The organism is Flavobacterium sp. (genome assembly GCF_035299005.1).
Taxonomy (GTDB): Bacteria; Bacteroidota; Bacteroidia; order Flavobacteriales; family Flavobacteriaceae; genus Flavobacterium.
Map to the genome: position 1 here is coordinate 202,854 of NZ_DATGXL010000012.1, position 17,642 is coordinate 220,495.

Here is a 17,642-nt window from a genome sequence, read left to right on the forward strand (position 1 = left end):
ATTATTAACTCTATCTTAAAAATACTACTTTTGTATTATGACTACACACGAATTTTACATGAAACGCTGCATTGAACTTGCTAAAAATGGCTTAGGAACTACATATCCTAATCCTTTAGTAGGAAGTGTAATTGTGCATGAAAATAAAATTATTGGCGAAGGTTGGCACAAAAAGGCTGGCGAGCCCCATGCTGAAGTCAATGCAGTGAACTCGGTAAAAAACAAATCATTGTTGAAAGAAGCTACGATTTACGTAAGTTTAGAACCTTGTAGTCATTTTGGAAAAACACCGCCTTGTTGTGATTTAATCATAGCAAATAAAATTCCAAATGTAGTGATTGGTACGGTTGACCCATTTGCAAAAGTGGCTGGAAACGGTATCAAAAAACTAATTGAAAATGGTAAAAATGTAACCGTAGGTATTTTAGAAGAAGAATGCAACGAACTCAACAAGCGATTTTTTACCTTTCATCAAAAGAAAAGACCTTATATTATACTGAAATGGGCAGAAACCACTGATGGATTTATTGCCCCAATTTCGAAAGAAGAAAAAAAACCTGTTTGGATAACAAATCAATTTTCAAGACAATTGGTTCATAAATGGAGAACAGAAGAACAAGCCATTTTAGTAGGAACCAATACGGTTTTAGAAGATAATCCTAAATTAGATGCACGCGATTTTTCAGGAAACAATCCAGTTCGAATCATATTGGATAAATCCGGAAAAATTACAAAAAACTATCATGTAAAAAATAATTCGCAAAAGACAATTTTTATAACAGAAAGTGAAAATTTTTCAACAACTGAAAATTGTATCTATGAAAATGTTATCTTTGGTAAAAGCCTTGTTCAATCTATTGTATCAATATTATACAAACATGAAATTCAATCGGTTATAATTGAAGGTGGTTTAAAAACCATACAAAGTTTTATAAACGAAAAGATTTGGGATGAAGCAAGAATTTTTAACGGACAAATAAAATTTCAAAACGGAACAAACGCCCCAAAGTTAACTGGATTTCCAGTAAGCCGTTTTGACATAATGGATGACCAACTTAAAATTATCAGAAATTATGATTGAAGCAATTATTTTTGACTTTGGAGATGTCTTTATCAATTTAGATAAGCAAGCAATTGATACCGAATTTAGAAAATTAGGCTTAACCGCTTGGCATGAAGATTTAGACGCTTTAAATAAAAAGTACGAACTCGGAAAGATTGACGAATTAGAATTTATGTCAGGATTTCAAAAACACTTACCTAATGCTGATTTAATAAGTATTAGAAGTGCTTGGAATTCTATTCTAGGTGATTTTCCATTGTATCGATTAGAATTTTTACAAATGATTTCATCAAAGTATCGTTTGTTTCTTTTAAGTAATACAGATCATACTCATATTGAAAAATTTGAACACAAAGAAGGACAAACTTTTGCCCGCGACTTTTATAGTTGTTTTGAAAAAGTATATTTTTCATATGAAATTAAACTTAGAAAACCAGAAGAAGACGCTTTTAAATATGTGATAAACAATCATAATCTGAATCCAAAAAAAACATTATTTATTGATGACAAAAAAGAAAATACAATAGTAGCTGAAAAACTAGGTCTTCAAGTTTGGAATTTAGAGGTAGGCAAAGAAGATGTAGTAGATTTATTTTCAAAAAAATTTAGTTTTTAATTTTGACACCATTAATTAACGATACTTATAAAACCATTGCAGCTGCTTCTGAAGAAATTTTATTTAAAGAAAAAAACAGCAAATTCTTCGGCTATGCCTTTCCTGTAAAATCTGAAGAAGAAATCAAAGAAATTTTAGACCGATTAAAAAAAGAACACTTTTCTGCAAGACATTGGTGTTATGCCTACCAAATAGGTACAGAAAAAATTCAATACAGAGCAAATGATGATGGCGAACCAAACAATAGTGCTGGAATGCCAATTTATGGTCAAATACAGTCCTTTGAAGTAACCAACACACTAATTGTAGTAGTTCGTTATTTTGGTGGCGTAAAACTAGGCGTAGGCGGATTAATTTCAGCATATAAAACAGCCGCTCAAATGGCTATGGAAAATGCTATTATTATTGAAAAAACAATTGACAAACATTTTATCATATCATTTGGTTATGCACACATGAATAAAGTGATGCGAATTATCAAAGAGAAAAATTTACAAATCGTTTCACAAAAAATGGAAATGGATTGCGAAATTGAGATTACAACACGAAAAAAAAATGTCCAAAATCTATTGGACACTTTTGAAAACTTGTATGAAGTAAAACTAATTGAAAAATAATTTTTTACAGCGCATTTATTTTTTCTAAAACATAACTTGGCGGCACCATTGGACGACCAGATTTCATATCTACAAATACTAACATTGAATAACCTGTTGTTAATAACTCATTTGCTTCATTATAAATTTCATAGTCAAATTCTATCTTAACCGAAGTCTGACTTTTAAAAATAGTTTTAACAGTCAATAGGTCGTCATACCGAGCTGGCTTTTTGTAATTCATTGCCAAAGAAACTACAGGAAGCATGACTCCGTTTTCTTCCATCCATTTATAGGAAACCCCCATGTTTCTTAACCATTCCACTCGTCCCATCTCAAAATATTGTGCATAATTCCCATGATAAACTACTCCCATTTGATCGGTTTCTGCATAACGTACACGAACTTGAAATTGATATTCCTTCATATTAAACTGATATTAAATTAATCTTAAAAAATTATTAAAATGACTTACAATATTTTTTTTAAAAAATCAATAGCAAAAAAATTTTTTTTAAAGAAAATTGTTCACATATTTGCTATCCCAAAGAATAAAAAAAGAACCCCTATTCTTTTTTGTAAGATAACCTATACAAAACAAAAAAACAACTATTAATAAGAATAGAATTTATGACTAAAACTGCGCAATCGGTATGGAATAACTGTCTGTCTTTCATAAAAGACAATATTCAAGATCAAGCTTACAAAACTTGGTTTGAACCTATACAGTCAGTTGAGCTAAACGATAACGCGTTGTCTATTCAAGTACCTAGTAAATTTTTCTACGAATGGTTAGAAGAGCACTATGTAAAATTATTAAAAGTAGCTCTAACCAAAGAATTGGGTCCGAGTGCAAAGTTATTGTATAAAATTAAAATGGAAAACACTTATGGCAATAAACTTCCATTTACAGAGCAAATTCCAAGTTACAATAGAACTGCTGTAAAACCTCAAGAAGTTGATGTGCCAATTGTTAATAAAAATCCAGAACTTAAAAATCCATTTATCATTCCTGGTATTCGTAATTTAAAAATCGAATCACAGTTAAATGCAAACTATAGTTTTGATAATTTCTTAGAAGGAGATTCTAATCGTTTAGCGCGTAGTGCTGGTATGGCTGTAGCAAACAAGCCGGGTGGAACTTCATTCAATCCATTATTAATTTTTGGAGGTGTTGGTTTAGGAAAAACTCACTTAGCGCACGCTATTGGAGTAGAAATCAAAGATAAATATCCAGAAAAAACTGTGTTGTATATTTCAGCTGAAATATTCACACAACAATATATAGATTCGGTTAAGAAAAACACACGTAACGATTTTATTCATTTCTATCAATTAATTGATGTTTTGATTATCGATGACGTTCAATTCTTATCTGGTAAATCAGGAACACAAGATGTGTTTTTCCATATTTTCAATCATTTACACCAAAATGGAAAACAAGTAATTCTTACTTCTGATAAAGCTCCTGTAGATATGCAAGATATTGAGCAACGCTTATTATCTCGTTTTAAATGGGGACTATCAGCAGAATTACACCAACCCGATTATGAAACACGTATTTCTATCTTAAAAAATATTTTATTTAGAGATGGTGTAGAAATGCCAGATGAAATAATTGAATATGTTGCCAAAAACATCAAATCAAATGTTCGCGAATTAGAAGGTGCAATTATTTCTCTAATTGCTCAATCTTCATTCAACAAACGAGAAGTTACTATTGATTTAGCAAAACAAGTTGTTGAAAAATTTGTAAAAAATGTAAAACGAGAAATTTCTATTGATTATATTCAAAAAACAGTTTCAGATTATTTTCAATTAGATGTTGAAACTTTGCAATCTAAAACAAGAAAACGACATGTGGTTCAAGCTAGACAGTTAGCTATGTTTTTTGCAAAGAAATTTACTAAAGCATCTTTAGCAAATATTGGTTCACAAATTGGAGATAGAGACCACGCGACAGTTTTACATGCGTGCAAAACTGTTGATAACTTAGTAGCTACCGATAAGCAATTTAAAAAGTTTGTTGAAGACATCAACAAAAAACTATCGCTATAATTTATGCCGGTTAGCATCTTAATGGTTTGCTTAGGAAATATTTGCCGTTCTCCTTTGGCAGAAGGCATTATGCGCTCTAAACTCTCTGAAGATTTTGTAGTTGATTCAGCCGGAACTGGAGGTTGGCATGCAGGCGAATTACCCGATAAACGCTCTATTACAACCGCAAAAAGCAAAGGGATTGATATTACTAACCAAAGAGCTCGACAATTTAAAATTGCTGATTTTACAACATTTGACTATATTTTTGTAATGGATAATTCCAATTACAAAGATGTAATTGCTTTAGCTCCAAATGAAGAAGCAAAATCTAAAGTGAAATTAATTTTAAACGAACTTTTCCCAAACGAAAATGTAGATGTACCAGACCCTTATTATGGAGGACAAGAAGGTTTTGAAAATGTATATAATATGCTAGACCAAGCATGTGAGGAAATTGCGAAAAAACTTAAATTTTAGAACTATGAAATCAAATTCTTTAGGTAAATTATATTTAATTCCTTGTACATTATCAAATCCAGGAGAAACTACTGTAATACCTGAAGATGTGCTTCCTCATTCAATTAAAAGAACTATAGATTTTATTGACTACTATATTGTCGAAAATGAAAAAACAGCTCGTAAATTCATAAAAAGCATTCATCCAGAAAAAAAACAACCTGATTTAAAGATTTCTATCTTAAACAAACACACTGAAATAACAGACCACTATGAATTCATAAAACCCATATTAAATGGAGAAAACATTGGCTTAATGAGTGAATCAGGCTGTCCAGGCATAGCTGACCCAGGTGCAGCAATTATAAAAATAGCACATGAAAAAGGCATTCAAGTAGTCCCATTAGTTGGCCCAAGCTCTATTTTACTAGCTTTAATGGCGAGCGGAATGAACGGTCAAAGTTTTGCCTTTAATGGCTATTTACCTATTGATAAAAATGACAAAAAACAAGCCTTAAAAGGTTTTGAGCGTTTATCACAAGAAAAAAATCAAACTCAATTATTTATTGAAACACCCTACCGAAACAATAAATTGATGGATGATTTACTACAAATCTTACAACCAAACACTCATTTGTGTATAGCTTGTGATATAACTTTACCAACCGAATACATTAAAACAAAAACAGTAAACGAATGGAAAAAAGAAAAGGCCGATTTACACAATCGACCTTGTATTTTTATTTTACACAAAATGTAATTATTCTAAATTCACTTTTGCATTAGAATCTGCCTTAATATGCGAAATGTCGTATCCTGAAAATTTTCTGATATAACTTGATAACGACGTTCCAAAACCATCTTTAAAACCATTACGCCCATTACTTCTCAAGTATTTTTTTACAGAACCAGCACCACCTAAATGAGCAGCAGCAACTAAACCAGACTCGGTAATTTCTACACCATTAATAATTCTTCCAGAATATTTTGCAATTTCTTTACGCAATTCCCATTTATTACGCGCAATTAATGCTTGGAAAGCTTTGTCTTGCCATGCAGCGTTTCGTAAAAATTCTTGAAAATCATAAATACCTACAGTACGTAGTGCACTTTTACCGAATTGATATTTACCCATATATCCGTAAGGATTAACTAAGTGTAATATACCTCTTGACTCTTTGTAAGCCATTTTTTGAGCAAAACCATTAAATGTTTTTCCTACATGTGGTACTTTTAATACCACTACATCTTCGTTTTCATATTGATTAGGAACATGATATAACATCACTTCGTTATCCGCTAAATGAAACCCTTCTATTTTCTCTGCTTCTATAGTTATAAAACCAGATGAAACTACTAATACTAGGAGTGTCAATCCTAAAATGTATGACCCTTTTTTTATCATGAATTGTTATTTCTCAGCGTCTGTCACCCATCTGAAATTACCGGTACAAAGATACAAAAAAAATTATAATATTGATTTACAGGTTGTTAATAATATCTAAAAGTAGACAAAGTGCGCTTTAACTCCGTTAAAATCATCATATTGCAAAGTTGGAGCAGGTACCTTTATAGTGTTAAAAACTGAAAAAAGTGTCTTTAAAAAATGAGACTTTGTTTGAATTTTGGTTAAATCAACATCAAAACTCAAGTAAAATTGACGGTATGGATTTTGAAAAATACTATTTTGAACAGCTTCAGCATCTTTACCATACAACATACCTTCACCTCCATAACCAAAGGCTATATTTAGCCATTTAGGAAAAAAAGTATCTTTAGTAAAGGAATTTATATTCAGTGATAACCAATAGGTTTGACCATTATAATCTTTTAAAATTTGCTCATTCAAAGTAGCTCCTAATGCATCAGGACGTTGTGGTGCAAATTTAGTTTGATGAAAAGAAAATTTAGGGATAATTCGTTGTTCTTTCCATAGCAATTCTTGAGAAACATAAAGAGCAGTACCCATTGTATTAGCAATTATATCACCTGAAGAAGCACCCCACTCTTGTGAGAAACCATCAAACACCTCAACTACAGTTAAAAAACCCAATCCTAAAGTAGATCCATAAACTAATTGATCCTTCTTTGAAGCTCCACTCCATGACAACAATTCTGCACCAACTCGACCTAAATGATAGGACGAATATACATGCCCAACCTTATCAAGCTGGAGCCATTGCTCATTATCATTAATAAAATGGAAATTTGTTTGCGGATAATCTTTATACCAAATTTGATTCAATCCCACCAAAGTAGTTCCTAAAGCCACAGATTCACTAATATAAACTCCAGCCTGCCTAGCTATATTTAATGAATCTGAAGGTTTTAAAAAATCTTCAAAATTAGATTGTGCATGACAAAAAAATGAGAGCAACAATAGAAAAGACAATAATCTAATCCTTGTCATAGACTCTTAAATTATAATTTTATACCTAATTTATTTACCCATTCTGCATATTTTCTAGCATTTACCATGTGTGCTTCATATGTAGTTTCAAAAGCATGATACCCAGGTCTATTTGGATCTGCACAAAAATAAATATAATCGTGCTTTTCAGCATTCAAAACAGCATCAATAGCAGAAATGTCTGGCATAGCAATTGGACCTGGAGGCAATCCTTTATTTATGTATGTATTATAAGGTGATTTCACGAAAAGATTACTTCCACCAACTCTTTTTATAACTTGATCGAAGTCACCAGATGTTTCTTTAATTGCATAAATTACTGTTGGATCAGCTTGCAAAGGCATGTCTTGATTAATACGATTTAAATAAGCACCAGCAACACGAGGTCGCTCATCCGCTTTTACAGTTTCTTTGTGTACTATTGAAGCCAAAGTATACACTTGAGCTGGTGTCATATTTAATGCTTTTGCTTTTTCTAAACGATCATTTGTCCAGAATTTTTTATGTTCTTTTGCCATTTTATCGGCAATTTTTTTAGCTGATGTATTCCAATAAAATTCATAAGTATTAGGAATAAAAAGCGTTAAAGCTGTTTCTTTAGTTAATCCATTCTCTTGTAAAAAAACTTGATTAGTAAATGCTTGATTTAGCGCTAGTGTATCTGGTTCTAATTGAGTTGATAATCGTTGCACTAGCTTACCTAATGTTTCTTGGTTATTAAAAGCAACATTAACAGGGACATTCAAACGTAAGCTTCTAACCATATCAAAGCTAGTCATTTCTTTTTTGAATAAAAACTTTCCTGATTTTACATTAGTACTATAATTTCTGGAAGTAGCCACAAAGTCAAACTTTTCAAAATCTTTTACCAATGGGGCAACAATTTCTTTTACTTGTTCATAAGTTGCATCTGTAGGAATATATACAAATACTTCATCTTGAGAAAATTGTGTGTTTGGTGTAAAGGCTTTTAAATACACATAAACCCCCACTATTGTAGCAATTACAATTCCAGCTACAGCAACTATTGAAATTAGTTTTTTTACGTTCAAAGTAAATTTATTTTAATTGTTATTTTATTAATTGAAAAAGTAATTCGTCTTTATAGATATTATTCACTTTAATCCAATCTTTTTTTGTACCGATTTTTTGAAAGCCAAATTTAGTAAAAAGTTGCAAACTAACTTCATTATCACTTCCAATATTTGCATACAACTGATGTAATTGCAATTGTTCAAAAGCATAGTTAATAATGAGTGCTAATGCTTCAGACCCCACACCTTTTTTCCTGTTGGATTCATTACTTATTAAAATTCCAACTCCTACTCTGTTATTCTTTGGATCAAAATCAAATAAATCAATTAATCCAATTGCTTCAAAGGAATTTTTAAGACAAATTGCCAATCGCAATTGTTTTGCTTCATAAATATCCTGCTGAGCATTTTCTAAATACTGACGAATTAAAAAACGACTATAAGGTGTTTGTGTATTACTCATTTCCCAAACTAATTCATCATTTTCTATGGCATAGACAAACTCTAAATCTTCGGGCTCGAGTGCTCTTAAATAAACAGTATTTCCAGTTAATGTTATCATTTATGAGGTAAAATGTTTTGGGTAAAAATTCTTTATCAAAAAACTAAATTAATCTTTCCTTCAAATACAAAAGTAGCTGGTCCAATCAGAAAAACATTTGTATAATTTCCATTGTTTTTTTGAAATTGCACCTTAAGTTTTCCACCTTCAACGTTTAAATCGATTTGATTACTTTTTGCATTTCCTGATTCATACATTGCAATCGCTACAGCTGTAACTCCTGTACCACAAGACAAGGTTTCGTCTTCCACACCTCTTTCATAGGTACGAACTGCAAAAATGTCATTTTCTAATTGCTGTACAAAATTAACATTACTTCCTGCGGTTCCATACAAATCAGAATAGCGGATTTTAGCACCTTCAGATTTTACATCCAAAGCTTTTAAATCGGTTACAATTTGCACATGATGAGGCGAACCCGTATTTAAAAAAGTGAAATTTGATTCATTCTTTATTGTGCTTACATCTTTCATTTGAAGCGAAACTATATTTTCAGCATCAATTGTTGCATAATGATAACCATCAACCGCTTCAAACTCGGCTATTTCAGAAATCACACCTAATTTTTTTGCAAAAGCAACCAAACATCTTCCACCATTTCCACACATAGAACTTTCATTCCCGTCAGAATTATAATACACCATCTTAAAATCATAGTTGTCGTGATTTTCAAGCAAGATAAGTCCGTCTGCTCCGATACCGAAACGTCTATCACATAATCTCTCAATAAGATAAGTATTATTTTTAGGAAAGAAATTTGAACGATTATCAATCATTACAAAATCATTCCCTGTGCCTTGATATTTATAAAAAGTAAGTTGCATTGCTTAATTAATTTATACAAAAGTACAAATATTAATAAGATGTTAAACATTGTTAATCGTGCGTTAAAGTGATTTATGGAATAAAATTTGTTTTTAATTTTGAGTGATTAAAAAATTAATAGATATGAAAAAATTTGGAAGTTTATTTTTAGTATCGCTCTTAAGCGGAGCAGTAACATTAGGTGCTTACAAATTCTTTTTGGAACCAAATAACGCAGGAAAGCTAACTCTTGCATCTCCTAATTATGCCAAAAATGTAAATTTAGGCGCAGAAAACATTGATTTTACAACTGCTGCTGAAAACACAATTCACGCAGTAGTACACGTTAAAAACAAGTCTATTTCAAAAATTCCAAGCAGTCCATTTATGGAATTTTTCTATGGATATCAGGGTGATCGCGAACAAACACAAATTGGAACAGGTTCGGGAGTTATTATCACCGAAGATGGTTATATTGTAACCAACAATCATGTAATTCAAGACGCAACCGAATTAGAAGTTACGCTGAACAATAATAAATCTTACATTGCAAAATTAGTGGGAACCGATTCAAAAATGGACATTGCCTTATTGAAAATTGATGCAGATGAAAAACTGCCTTTTGCGGTTTTTGGAGATTCTGATGGTATAAAAGTAGGCGAATGGGTTTTAGCGGTTGGAAATCCATACAACTTAAACTCAACTGTAACTGCTGGGATTGTTTCTGCAAAAGCAAGAAATCTAGCTAATGATGGCATTCAATCTTTTATTCAAACAGATGCAGCTGTAAATCCAGGAAATAGCGGAGGGGCATTGGTAAACACAAGAGGAGAATTAATCGGAATCAACACGATGATTTCTTCACCAACAGGAAGTTATGCAGGATATTCTTTCGCAGTTCCTTCTAACATTACTAGAAAAATAATTGAAGATTTAATGCAATTTGGAAACGTACAACGAGGAGTACTTGGCATCGAAGGCGGCGAACTGAATTCAAACTTTGCCAAAGAAATCGGCATTAAAGAAACGCAAGGTTTCTACATTAACAAAGTTACTAAAAATTCTGGTGCTGAAAAAGCAGGTTTAACTAAAGGCGACATTATTATACAATTGGACGATAAAAAAATAAATGGTTTCGCTGAATTAACTGCTTATATCAATACAAAACGACCAAATGATGTTGTTCAGGTTAGTATTCTAAGAGATGGAAAGCAAAAAACAATTCCAGTAAAGTTGACAAAAAAAGAAATACTAAACTATGAATTTAACGGAATTGAATTTGAAGATATTGATACATCAGATAAAAAACAATTAAACATTAAAGAAGGAATTAAAATTAAATCCATTTCAAATCCAGAATATGCAGAATACAAAGACATACTCGAAGGTGCTGTTATTTTGAGCATAGACGGACAAAAAGCAAAAGATATGGAAGCTGTTTCTAGTTATTTAGCCAAAAAAGAAAATCAAAAAGCGCGCTATCAAATAATTACTAAAACAGGACAAATGTACAGTATTATAATGTAGTTATTAATTCACACAAAGTTACAAAACCAGTCTACAAAAAAAGACTGGTTTTTTTATGTAAAAAAATTTTACGAAAACGTTTGAAATCTATACTTTTGCACTCGTAAACACACAATAACTATTTACATGAACAATACATCTTTATACGAAAAGGAAATCGCTTTTCAGGCAGACAGAAGAAAAGCTGGTGTTGAATTTATTAAAATCATCAGTGATTTATGGTTTGACAAATCAATCGAATTAGTACTATTTCGCAATCAATTGATTGACAAAAATGTAAGTGAAATCATCAACTTACATGAATATGCAGTAGCTTTTGTAGGCAAACCAATTAATGTTTTTGATTCTGTTGAAATTGCTAATGCAATAGTAGATTTAGATTTACCTCCTTCTAGAATTGATATTGGAAAATTAACCTACGAATATCATCTAGAAGACAACAAATACAACGATGCAAAAGCCTTTGTGATTGACAAATTAAGAAACGCAAAAAACTTTCAAGAAATCAAACCTAAAGATGTTGTTTTATATGGTTTTGGAAGAATTGGACGTTTATTAGCACGCGAAATGATGTCAAAAATTGGAAAAGGACAACAATTACGATTAAGAGCTATTGTTACAAGAGATAAAAACGATACAGTACTATTAGAAAAAAGAGCTTCATTATTACGATATGATTCGGTTCATGGTGATTTTCAAGGTTCTGTAATTGCTGACCCAGAAAATAATGCTTTATTAATTAACGGTACAACTGTTCATATTATCACAGCAAATTCTCCTGAAGAAATAGACTATACATCCTATGGAATTGAAGATGCATTAGTTATTGATAATACTGGAGCATTCACAACAGAAGAAGCATTAAAAAGACACTTAACATCTAAAGGCGTAGATAAAGTATTATTAACTGCTCCTGGAAAAGGTGTTCCAAATATTGTTTATGGTGTAAATCATGAAGAATACAACCCTGATGAAGTTCATATTTTTTCAGCGGCATCATGTACAACAAATGCAATTACTCCAGTATTAAAAGCGGTAGAAGATACTTTAGGTGTTGTAAAAGGACATTTAGAAACGATTCATGCCTATACTAATGACCAAAATTTAGTAGACAATATGCACAAAAAATACCGTCGTGGTCGTGCAGCAGCATTAAATATGGTAATTACTGAGACAGGTGCTGGAAGTGCTGTTGCAAAAGCATTACCAAACTTGGCAGGCAAATTAACTTCAAATGCTATTCGTGTTCCTGTTCCTAACGGCTCATTAGTAGTATTAAATTTAGAAGTAGGAACAGCTACTTCTATTACAGAAGTAAATAACATCATGAAAAAGTATGCTTTAGAAGGCGAATTAGTAGAGCAAATTAAATATTCGCTAAACAACGAACTAGTTTCCTCAGATATTGTAGGTACTTCTGCTCCAGCAATTTTTGATAGCAACGCCACTATTGTTTCTGGAGATGGAAAAAATATAGTATTATATGTTTGGTATGATAACGAATATGGTTACAGTCATCAGGTAATTCGTTTAGCAAAATATATAGCTAAAGTAAGAAGATATACTTATTATTAGTAGATGAAATTTTAAATAAAACAAAGCCGTCTCAAAACTAGAGGCGGTTTTTTTATACCAAGAACCTATAAAACACGTTTAAACTTACTTTTAATAGTTTTTTTTTAAAATCTATAACATAAAATAAACCATAAAATTTTAACAAAATGTACAGAAAATCTGTAAAATAGTTTCATTTTACCTTTTTATATTTATTGCGAAAATTTCATTAACTCTAAAAAAACATTTTTATGAGACAACAAATTAAATTCCTCCTTTCTTTTCTTAGCATTGGTTTTCTACTTTTGATGAGTAGTTGTGAAAAAGAAATTTATGATGATGCTATTTATCAATCGCAACATCCTCAAAACTTAAGTATTAGTAAAATTAGTTTTAATGAACTAAAGTCTAATAAAAAAGCTGTTGAAAAAATCAAGAGTGTTATTACTAAAAAATTGCCGAATTCAATAGCGCAACGTGCCGTTTATAATGAAGATTTTGGAGTTTTAATAGACACTACAAATATTGTTCAAGTAACAAGTACTACAGAACAATCCATAACCTTTAATATTGTTGATTACACCGATTCAACTAAAAAAGAAAACCTAATTTTAGTTTCTAAAAATGATGGCTCTTTTGAAGCTTATATTGCTGAATATGAGTTAACTCAACAAGAATTAGATATTTTAGCAAGCGGCGGAACTATTGAAAATATTCAACCTACAAGTATTTCTGAAATCGAAAGCACTTCTAAGTTTGCAGTTTCTGGTGATTGTGTAATTACAAATACATTTACAGTCGGTATGTGTGAAGATGCAAATGGCAATGACATTGTAAATAATGGTAATTCAGGTAATGATTGTGTAAGAAATTGGTACGAAATCGATTACCAAGTAATAACACTTGACATGGCATGCCTTTCTGGAGGTGGCGGAAGTGATAGTTCTTCTGGTTCTACAGGAAACACAACTGGCTCTACAGGATCAAATTCTGGATATAGTGGTAGCGGTAACTTAGGCAATGGTAGTGTAAATACAACTTACGTTGGCTGTTCAAATTGCCCTGATATTTCTTTAGAATTAGAAGAATTTTTATCAAATTTAACTTCTGATCAATTGAATTGGTGGAATAACCCAAGAAATAGAAATGCTGTAGAATCTATTGAAGGTTATCTATCACAAAATAATTTTAACGCTCAAAGCAATCAGTTTGTAAATGAGTTGATAGATTTGGCAATTGAAAATAATGCTACATTTCAATTTGATGATTCAATTGATTCTTCAAATTCTTTAGTTTTTAATACCATTCAGGACTTTGAAAATCATTTAGAAACAAACCTTGCTACACTTGAAGAAACTGATTTTGAAATTGATGCTCAAAATCAAAGAATTGCGACAGCTAAACTTTCATACGGAACATTTGGGATTACTATAAAAGTAAAACAAAATATGCTACCAACTTATGAAGTTGTTAATGTTTCTTCAGTAAAAACTGGTCTATCAATTTTATTATCTTATGAGCAAACTGACTATAATGTTGATATTGTAGGTAGCTATGTAAATGTTGATGTTTACGGTTTAGCAACTACTGGTATTAAAATTACTGTACCATTTGAAGCAAATATTACTTTTGAAGATGAAGTTCATTTTAGAGTTGTAATCGATAAAAATACAGGACATTTAATAACCGCATACGAGATAAACGATTAATTATGAAAGCATTGATTATACCTATTAGTTTATATTATACTTCTATTATTCAAATTATTTTATTGATAGTGAGTATAGCATTATTAATTTTTATTATTTTCTTTCTATTGAAGATATATAAAAAATTCAAATAATACAACCTACAACAACAGTTTGTAGCTATAGCGGCTTTCAAAACAAAGAAAGCCGCAATATTATTACAAGAGTTTTTCAGCAAATGGAAAAATCTAAAGTAGACATTGCATTAGTAATTATTCACGAGAGTATACACGCCTATCTAAATGTAAAATTCAGAAGTCCTACAATTGGAATGAGTATCGCAAATATTAACAATATGGATATTGCAAATTGTATAAACACTTATTATAATGGTTTTTCAGGTAATCAAACGCAACATAGTTTTTTTGTCGACTATATGATACCAACCATAACTGAAATATTAACAGACATTAAAGACTCTCTTGTAACTCCACAAGAAGCGACAGAGGCAGAATATCCAACAAATGGAGGTTCAATAATATATGAACCATTAACAACAAACCCACCGTCAAATGAAATTTCCGATGTACAAGTACAATGGAATTGGATTACATTTTTTTATTATTTTTCATTTACTGGATTACAAAATTGTAGCGCTTTTCCTTTTAACTTCCCCTTTCAAACTTTAAATGACTATTATTATATTAGATATATGAGTGCATTTAATTTTATTTTTAATCCTTAAAATAGCTATGAAAAAACATTTAACAATATTTGTATTATTTATTTCTTTTAATCTGTTTTCTCAGACTATAGATAATATAAAAGTCAATGATACTGTTTATATTATTTTTGATGAGAAAGAAAGTTTTGATGATTTACATTTAAAAGTTTCTAAAAATAAATTTAATGAAATTTATAGTTATATTTTTCCTGACAATAACACTTTAATTTTAGAAGTCCTTTTACAAAAAAACAGTAAAGAAATTTTCTACAAGAAAAAATCTTTTTTTGAAAAAATAAAATTAAAAACTATAAAACTTGAAAATATTCAAAAAGATGGATATGGTAAGACATTAACTACTTTGTTTGAAAAAAAAGTTATAATCTATATCATAGATAAGGCAGAAATAAAAAGAAAAATTAAGATTAAACGCGCTTTTTTAAAAAATATTCCAAATATTAAGATGTAAATAATATAGTTTTACCTGTATGTCTTCAAACTAAATTGGAATTTTAAATAAAAACCGCTTTATGTTAAACATAAAACGGTTTTTTATTCTATTTTTTCAACAAGCCATCTAATAATTCTCTAAATTCTTTGTCTTCCCAATTTGCCGGTCCAGAAAAATCAACAGCAATCCTCCCCTTGCTACTAATAACATAAGTTTGTGGAATAATTGCATCTGAAAAATATTTAGGAGGTGTTCTTAAATAAAAATACAGCGGAAAATAAAAATTATTATCAGAGAAATAATCACTTATCATTTTATGATTATCATTTGAAACAAAAATAAAATTCATTTTAGTATTATAATCCTCATAAATCTTCTTTAATGAATGAAGTTGATATAGACTTTCTTTTGATTTTGTTGAAACAAAAACTAACATTAATACTTTACCTTTATATTTTTTAAAATATAATTCATCACCATCAACTGTATACAAAGGCCACGTGTATGAAGTAAATACATTTTGTTCTGCATATGGAACAAAACTTGGTTTATCATATGAATTTGCTACAATTTTTTCATATGCTGATTTTCCATAGAAAAGTAAACCTAAAAAAACTATTATTCCAAAAAAACCAAATTTTAATATTTTCTTATTCATTTTCAATTTGTTATTAAATATATTTATTTACGCTGTGTCAAATAGTAAATTGGAATACCTGTTAGCATTATCAAAACACCCCAACCACAAGTTGCAAACTTAGTAAACAATAACGCAACACTCAAAGCTAACGCAATAATTATGTATAACATTGGCAAAAAAGGATAACCAAAAGCTTTATAAGGGCGATCTGCATTAGGCCTATTCTTACGAAGAATAAAAATACCATAAATGGTTAGGATGTAAAAAATCAAAACAATAATAACAACAAAATCTAACAAATCACCATATTTTCCAGTCAAACACAATGCTGAAGCCCAAAAACATTGTACCCATAATGCCCAAGAAGGCACACTTGCATAGTTCAAATTGGCTGCTTTTTTAAAAAACAAACCATCTTTCGCCATCGTATAGTAAACGCGAGCTCCTGCCATTATTAATCCATTATTGCAGGCAAATGTAGAAATCATTATCATTATTGCAATAATAATTGTTCCAACAGATCCAAAAATATTTTGAGAAGCCACAACAGCAACTCTATCAGAAGGTGCAGTTGCAATATCTTGAAGCGGAACTACCGCAAGATACATAACATTAGCCAATACATAAATTAATGAAACAATGAATGTGCCTAAGAAAAGACTTAAGCCAACATTACGTTGTGGATTTTTAATTTCACCTGCTATAAAGGTAACTCCATTCCATGCATCGCTTGAAAACACAGAACCCACCATAGCAGCAGAAATTGCAGAAATTATTGTAGTACCGGCTATTGAAGACCACAAACCAGTATCTTTGTCAAAAGATTGTAGCACAAATGCATTTTCCCAATTGGCATTCCAAATTTCAGCTTTAGCACCATAAATAAATCCAAAAACGATTAACCCTATTAAAGATAAAATTTTTATAATAGTCAAAATAGTTTGCAATAACTTACTATCTTTTACACCTCTGCTATTCAAATATGTTAGAAAAATAATCGTAATGATAGAAACTACTTGAGCAGCATTTAATTTAAAAAAACTTGCTTCAAACAAAATATTCTCATCACTCAAAGGCGGATATAAATAGGCTGCAAACTTGGAAAATGCAACACCTACCGCTGCAATAGTACCTGTTTGAATTACTGCAAAAAAGCTCCAGCCATATAGAAAAGCTATTAATTTACTATAAGCTTCTTTTAAATAAACATATTGTCCTCCAGCCTTTGGGAACATTGCGCTTAATTCACCGTAACTAACCGCAGCAATGATTGTAATCACACTTGTTAATAACCAAATAGCAATTAACCAACCAGCAGAGCTAACTTGTCTAACAATATCGGCACTTACAATAAATATTCCTGAACCAATCATGGAACCAACTACAAGCATAGTTCCGTCTAACAAGCCTAATTCTTTCTTAAATTCTTTTTCGTTTTCCTCCATAGTTAGTTTATATAGTTTTGATAAAGATAAAA

At 30.7% G+C, this 17,642-nt stretch carries 19 protein-coding genes; 11 read left to right on the forward strand and 8 right to left on the reverse strand.

The annotated features are described in order from the left end of the window. The first annotated feature begins 37 nt into the window (after positions 1-37). Genes ribD through VK164_RS06835 form a run of 3 tightly spaced genes read left to right on the forward strand, consistent with a single transcriptional unit; the run spans position 38 to position 2,296 of the window. Positions 38-1,081 carry a bifunctional diaminohydroxyphosphoribosylaminopyrimidine deaminase/5-amino-6-(5-phosphoribosylamino)uracil reductase RibD gene (ribD, locus tag VK164_RS06825; RefSeq protein WP_324208636.1) on the forward strand — a complete coding sequence of 348 codons (1,044 nt, stop codon included), beginning with the start codon at positions 38-40 and terminating at the stop codon, positions 1,079-1,081. Next, positions 1,074-1,679: an HAD-IA family hydrolase gene (locus tag VK164_RS06830; protein ID WP_324208637.1), complete on the forward strand. Its 606-nt coding sequence runs from the start codon at positions 1,074-1,076 to the stop codon at positions 1,677-1,679. Before ribD ends, VK164_RS06830 begins: the two co-directional genes overlap by 8 nt. A 2-nt stretch (positions 1,680-1,681) precedes the next feature. Continuing rightward, positions 1,682-2,296 carry a YigZ family protein gene (locus VK164_RS06835; RefSeq protein WP_324208638.1) on the forward strand — a complete coding sequence of 205 codons (615 nt, stop codon included), beginning with the start codon at positions 1,682-1,684 and terminating at the stop codon, positions 2,294-2,296. Between the two features lie 4 nt (positions 2,297-2,300). On the opposite strand, the gene VK164_RS06840 is transcribed toward VK164_RS06835, so the two are convergent. Beyond that, positions 2,301-2,702 carry a thioesterase family protein gene (locus tag VK164_RS06840; protein ID WP_324208639.1) on the reverse strand — a complete coding sequence of 134 codons (402 nt, stop codon included), beginning with the start codon at positions 2,700-2,702 and terminating at the stop codon, positions 2,301-2,303. A 203-nt stretch (positions 2,703-2,905) separates the two neighbouring features. On the opposite strand from VK164_RS06840, the gene dnaA reads away from it, so the two are divergent. From dnaA to VK164_RS06855, 3 genes are read left to right on the forward strand one after another with little or no spacing between them, the layout of a single operon-like run. Then, a complete protein-coding gene (gene dnaA / locus VK164_RS06845; RefSeq protein WP_324208640.1) occupies positions 2,906-4,333 on the forward strand; it encodes a chromosomal replication initiator protein DnaA in 1,428 nt (475 codons plus the stop codon). Positions 4,334-4,336: 3 nt separating this feature from the next. Next, the gene (locus VK164_RS06850) at positions 4,337-4,792 is read left to right on the forward strand and encodes a low molecular weight protein-tyrosine-phosphatase (protein ID WP_324208641.1); all 456 of its coding nucleotides are present in this window, start codon (positions 4,337-4,339) and stop codon (positions 4,790-4,792) included. A 4-nt stretch (positions 4,793-4,796) separates the two neighbouring features. Continuing rightward, a complete protein-coding gene (locus VK164_RS06855; RefSeq protein WP_324208642.1) occupies positions 4,797-5,531 on the forward strand; it encodes an SAM-dependent methyltransferase in 735 nt (244 codons plus the stop codon). Here VK164_RS06855 and VK164_RS06860 read toward each other — a convergent pair whose 3' ends face one another. From VK164_RS06860 to dapF, 5 genes are all read right to left on the reverse strand, one after another. Further along, a complete protein-coding gene (locus tag VK164_RS06860) occupies positions 5,532-6,176 on the reverse strand; it encodes a peptidoglycan-binding protein LysM (RefSeq protein ID WP_324208643.1) in 645 nt (214 codons plus the stop codon). It abuts the gene before it with no gap. A 96-nt stretch (positions 6,177-6,272) separates the two neighbouring features. Further along, the gene (locus VK164_RS06865) at positions 6,273-7,181 is read right to left on the reverse strand and encodes a DUF2279 domain-containing protein (RefSeq protein ID WP_324208644.1); all 909 of its coding nucleotides are present in this window, start codon (positions 7,179-7,181) and stop codon (positions 6,273-6,275) included. Positions 7,182-7,192: 11 nt separating this feature from the next. Then, a complete protein-coding gene (gene mltG, locus VK164_RS06870) occupies positions 7,193-8,233 on the reverse strand; it encodes an endolytic transglycosylase MltG (RefSeq protein ID WP_324208645.1) in 1,041 nt (346 codons plus the stop codon). A gap of 19 nt (positions 8,234-8,252) precedes the next feature. After that, a complete protein-coding gene (locus VK164_RS06875; RefSeq protein ID WP_324208646.1) occupies positions 8,253-8,777 on the reverse strand; it encodes a GNAT family protein in 525 nt (174 codons plus the stop codon). Between the two features lie 35 nt (positions 8,778-8,812). Further along, a complete protein-coding gene (gene dapF / locus VK164_RS06880) occupies positions 8,813-9,601 on the reverse strand; it encodes a diaminopimelate epimerase (RefSeq protein ID WP_324208647.1) in 789 nt (262 codons plus the stop codon). Positions 9,602-9,725: 124 nt separating this feature from the next. On the opposite strand from dapF, the gene VK164_RS06885 reads away from it, so the two are divergent. The 5 genes from VK164_RS06885 to VK164_RS06905 all read left to right on the forward strand — a co-directional run bounded on the left by VK164_RS06885 (position 9,726) and on the right by VK164_RS06905 (position 15,543). Beyond that, positions 9,726-11,108, forward strand: a complete 1,383-nt coding sequence (locus VK164_RS06885; RefSeq protein WP_324208648.1) for a Do family serine endopeptidase — start codon at positions 9,726-9,728, stop codon at positions 11,106-11,108. Positions 11,109-11,234: 126 nt separating this feature from the next. Further along, entirely contained in the window at positions 11,235-12,683 is a 1,449-nt protein-coding gene (locus VK164_RS06890) for a glyceraldehyde-3-phosphate dehydrogenase (RefSeq protein ID WP_324208649.1), read from the forward strand. Positions 12,684-12,913: 230 nt separating this feature from the next. After that, entirely contained in the window at positions 12,914-14,371 is a 1,458-nt protein-coding gene (locus VK164_RS06895) for a hypothetical protein (RefSeq protein ID WP_324208650.1), read from the forward strand. Positions 14,372-14,588: 217 nt separating this feature from the next. Beyond that, positions 14,589-15,095 carry a hypothetical protein gene (locus tag VK164_RS06900; RefSeq protein ID WP_324208651.1) on the forward strand — a complete coding sequence of 169 codons (507 nt, stop codon included), beginning with the start codon at positions 14,589-14,591 and terminating at the stop codon, positions 15,093-15,095. A 7-nt stretch (positions 15,096-15,102) separates the two neighbouring features. Next, positions 15,103-15,543, forward strand: coding sequence for a hypothetical protein (locus tag VK164_RS06905; protein WP_324208652.1), 441 nt, complete (start codon positions 15,103-15,105; stop codon positions 15,541-15,543). Positions 15,544-15,631: 88 nt separating this feature from the next. Here VK164_RS06905 and VK164_RS06910 read toward each other — a convergent pair whose 3' ends face one another. After that, complete coding sequence (locus VK164_RS06910; RefSeq protein WP_324208653.1) at positions 15,632-16,183, reverse strand: TlpA family protein disulfide reductase; 552 nt, start codon at positions 16,181-16,183, stop codon at positions 15,632-15,634. Between the two features lie 23 nt (positions 16,184-16,206). Beyond that, complete coding sequence (locus tag VK164_RS06915) at positions 16,207-17,610, reverse strand: APC family permease (RefSeq protein ID WP_324208654.1); 1,404 nt, start codon at positions 17,608-17,610, stop codon at positions 16,207-16,209. Positions 17,611-17,642 lie beyond the last annotated feature (32 nt).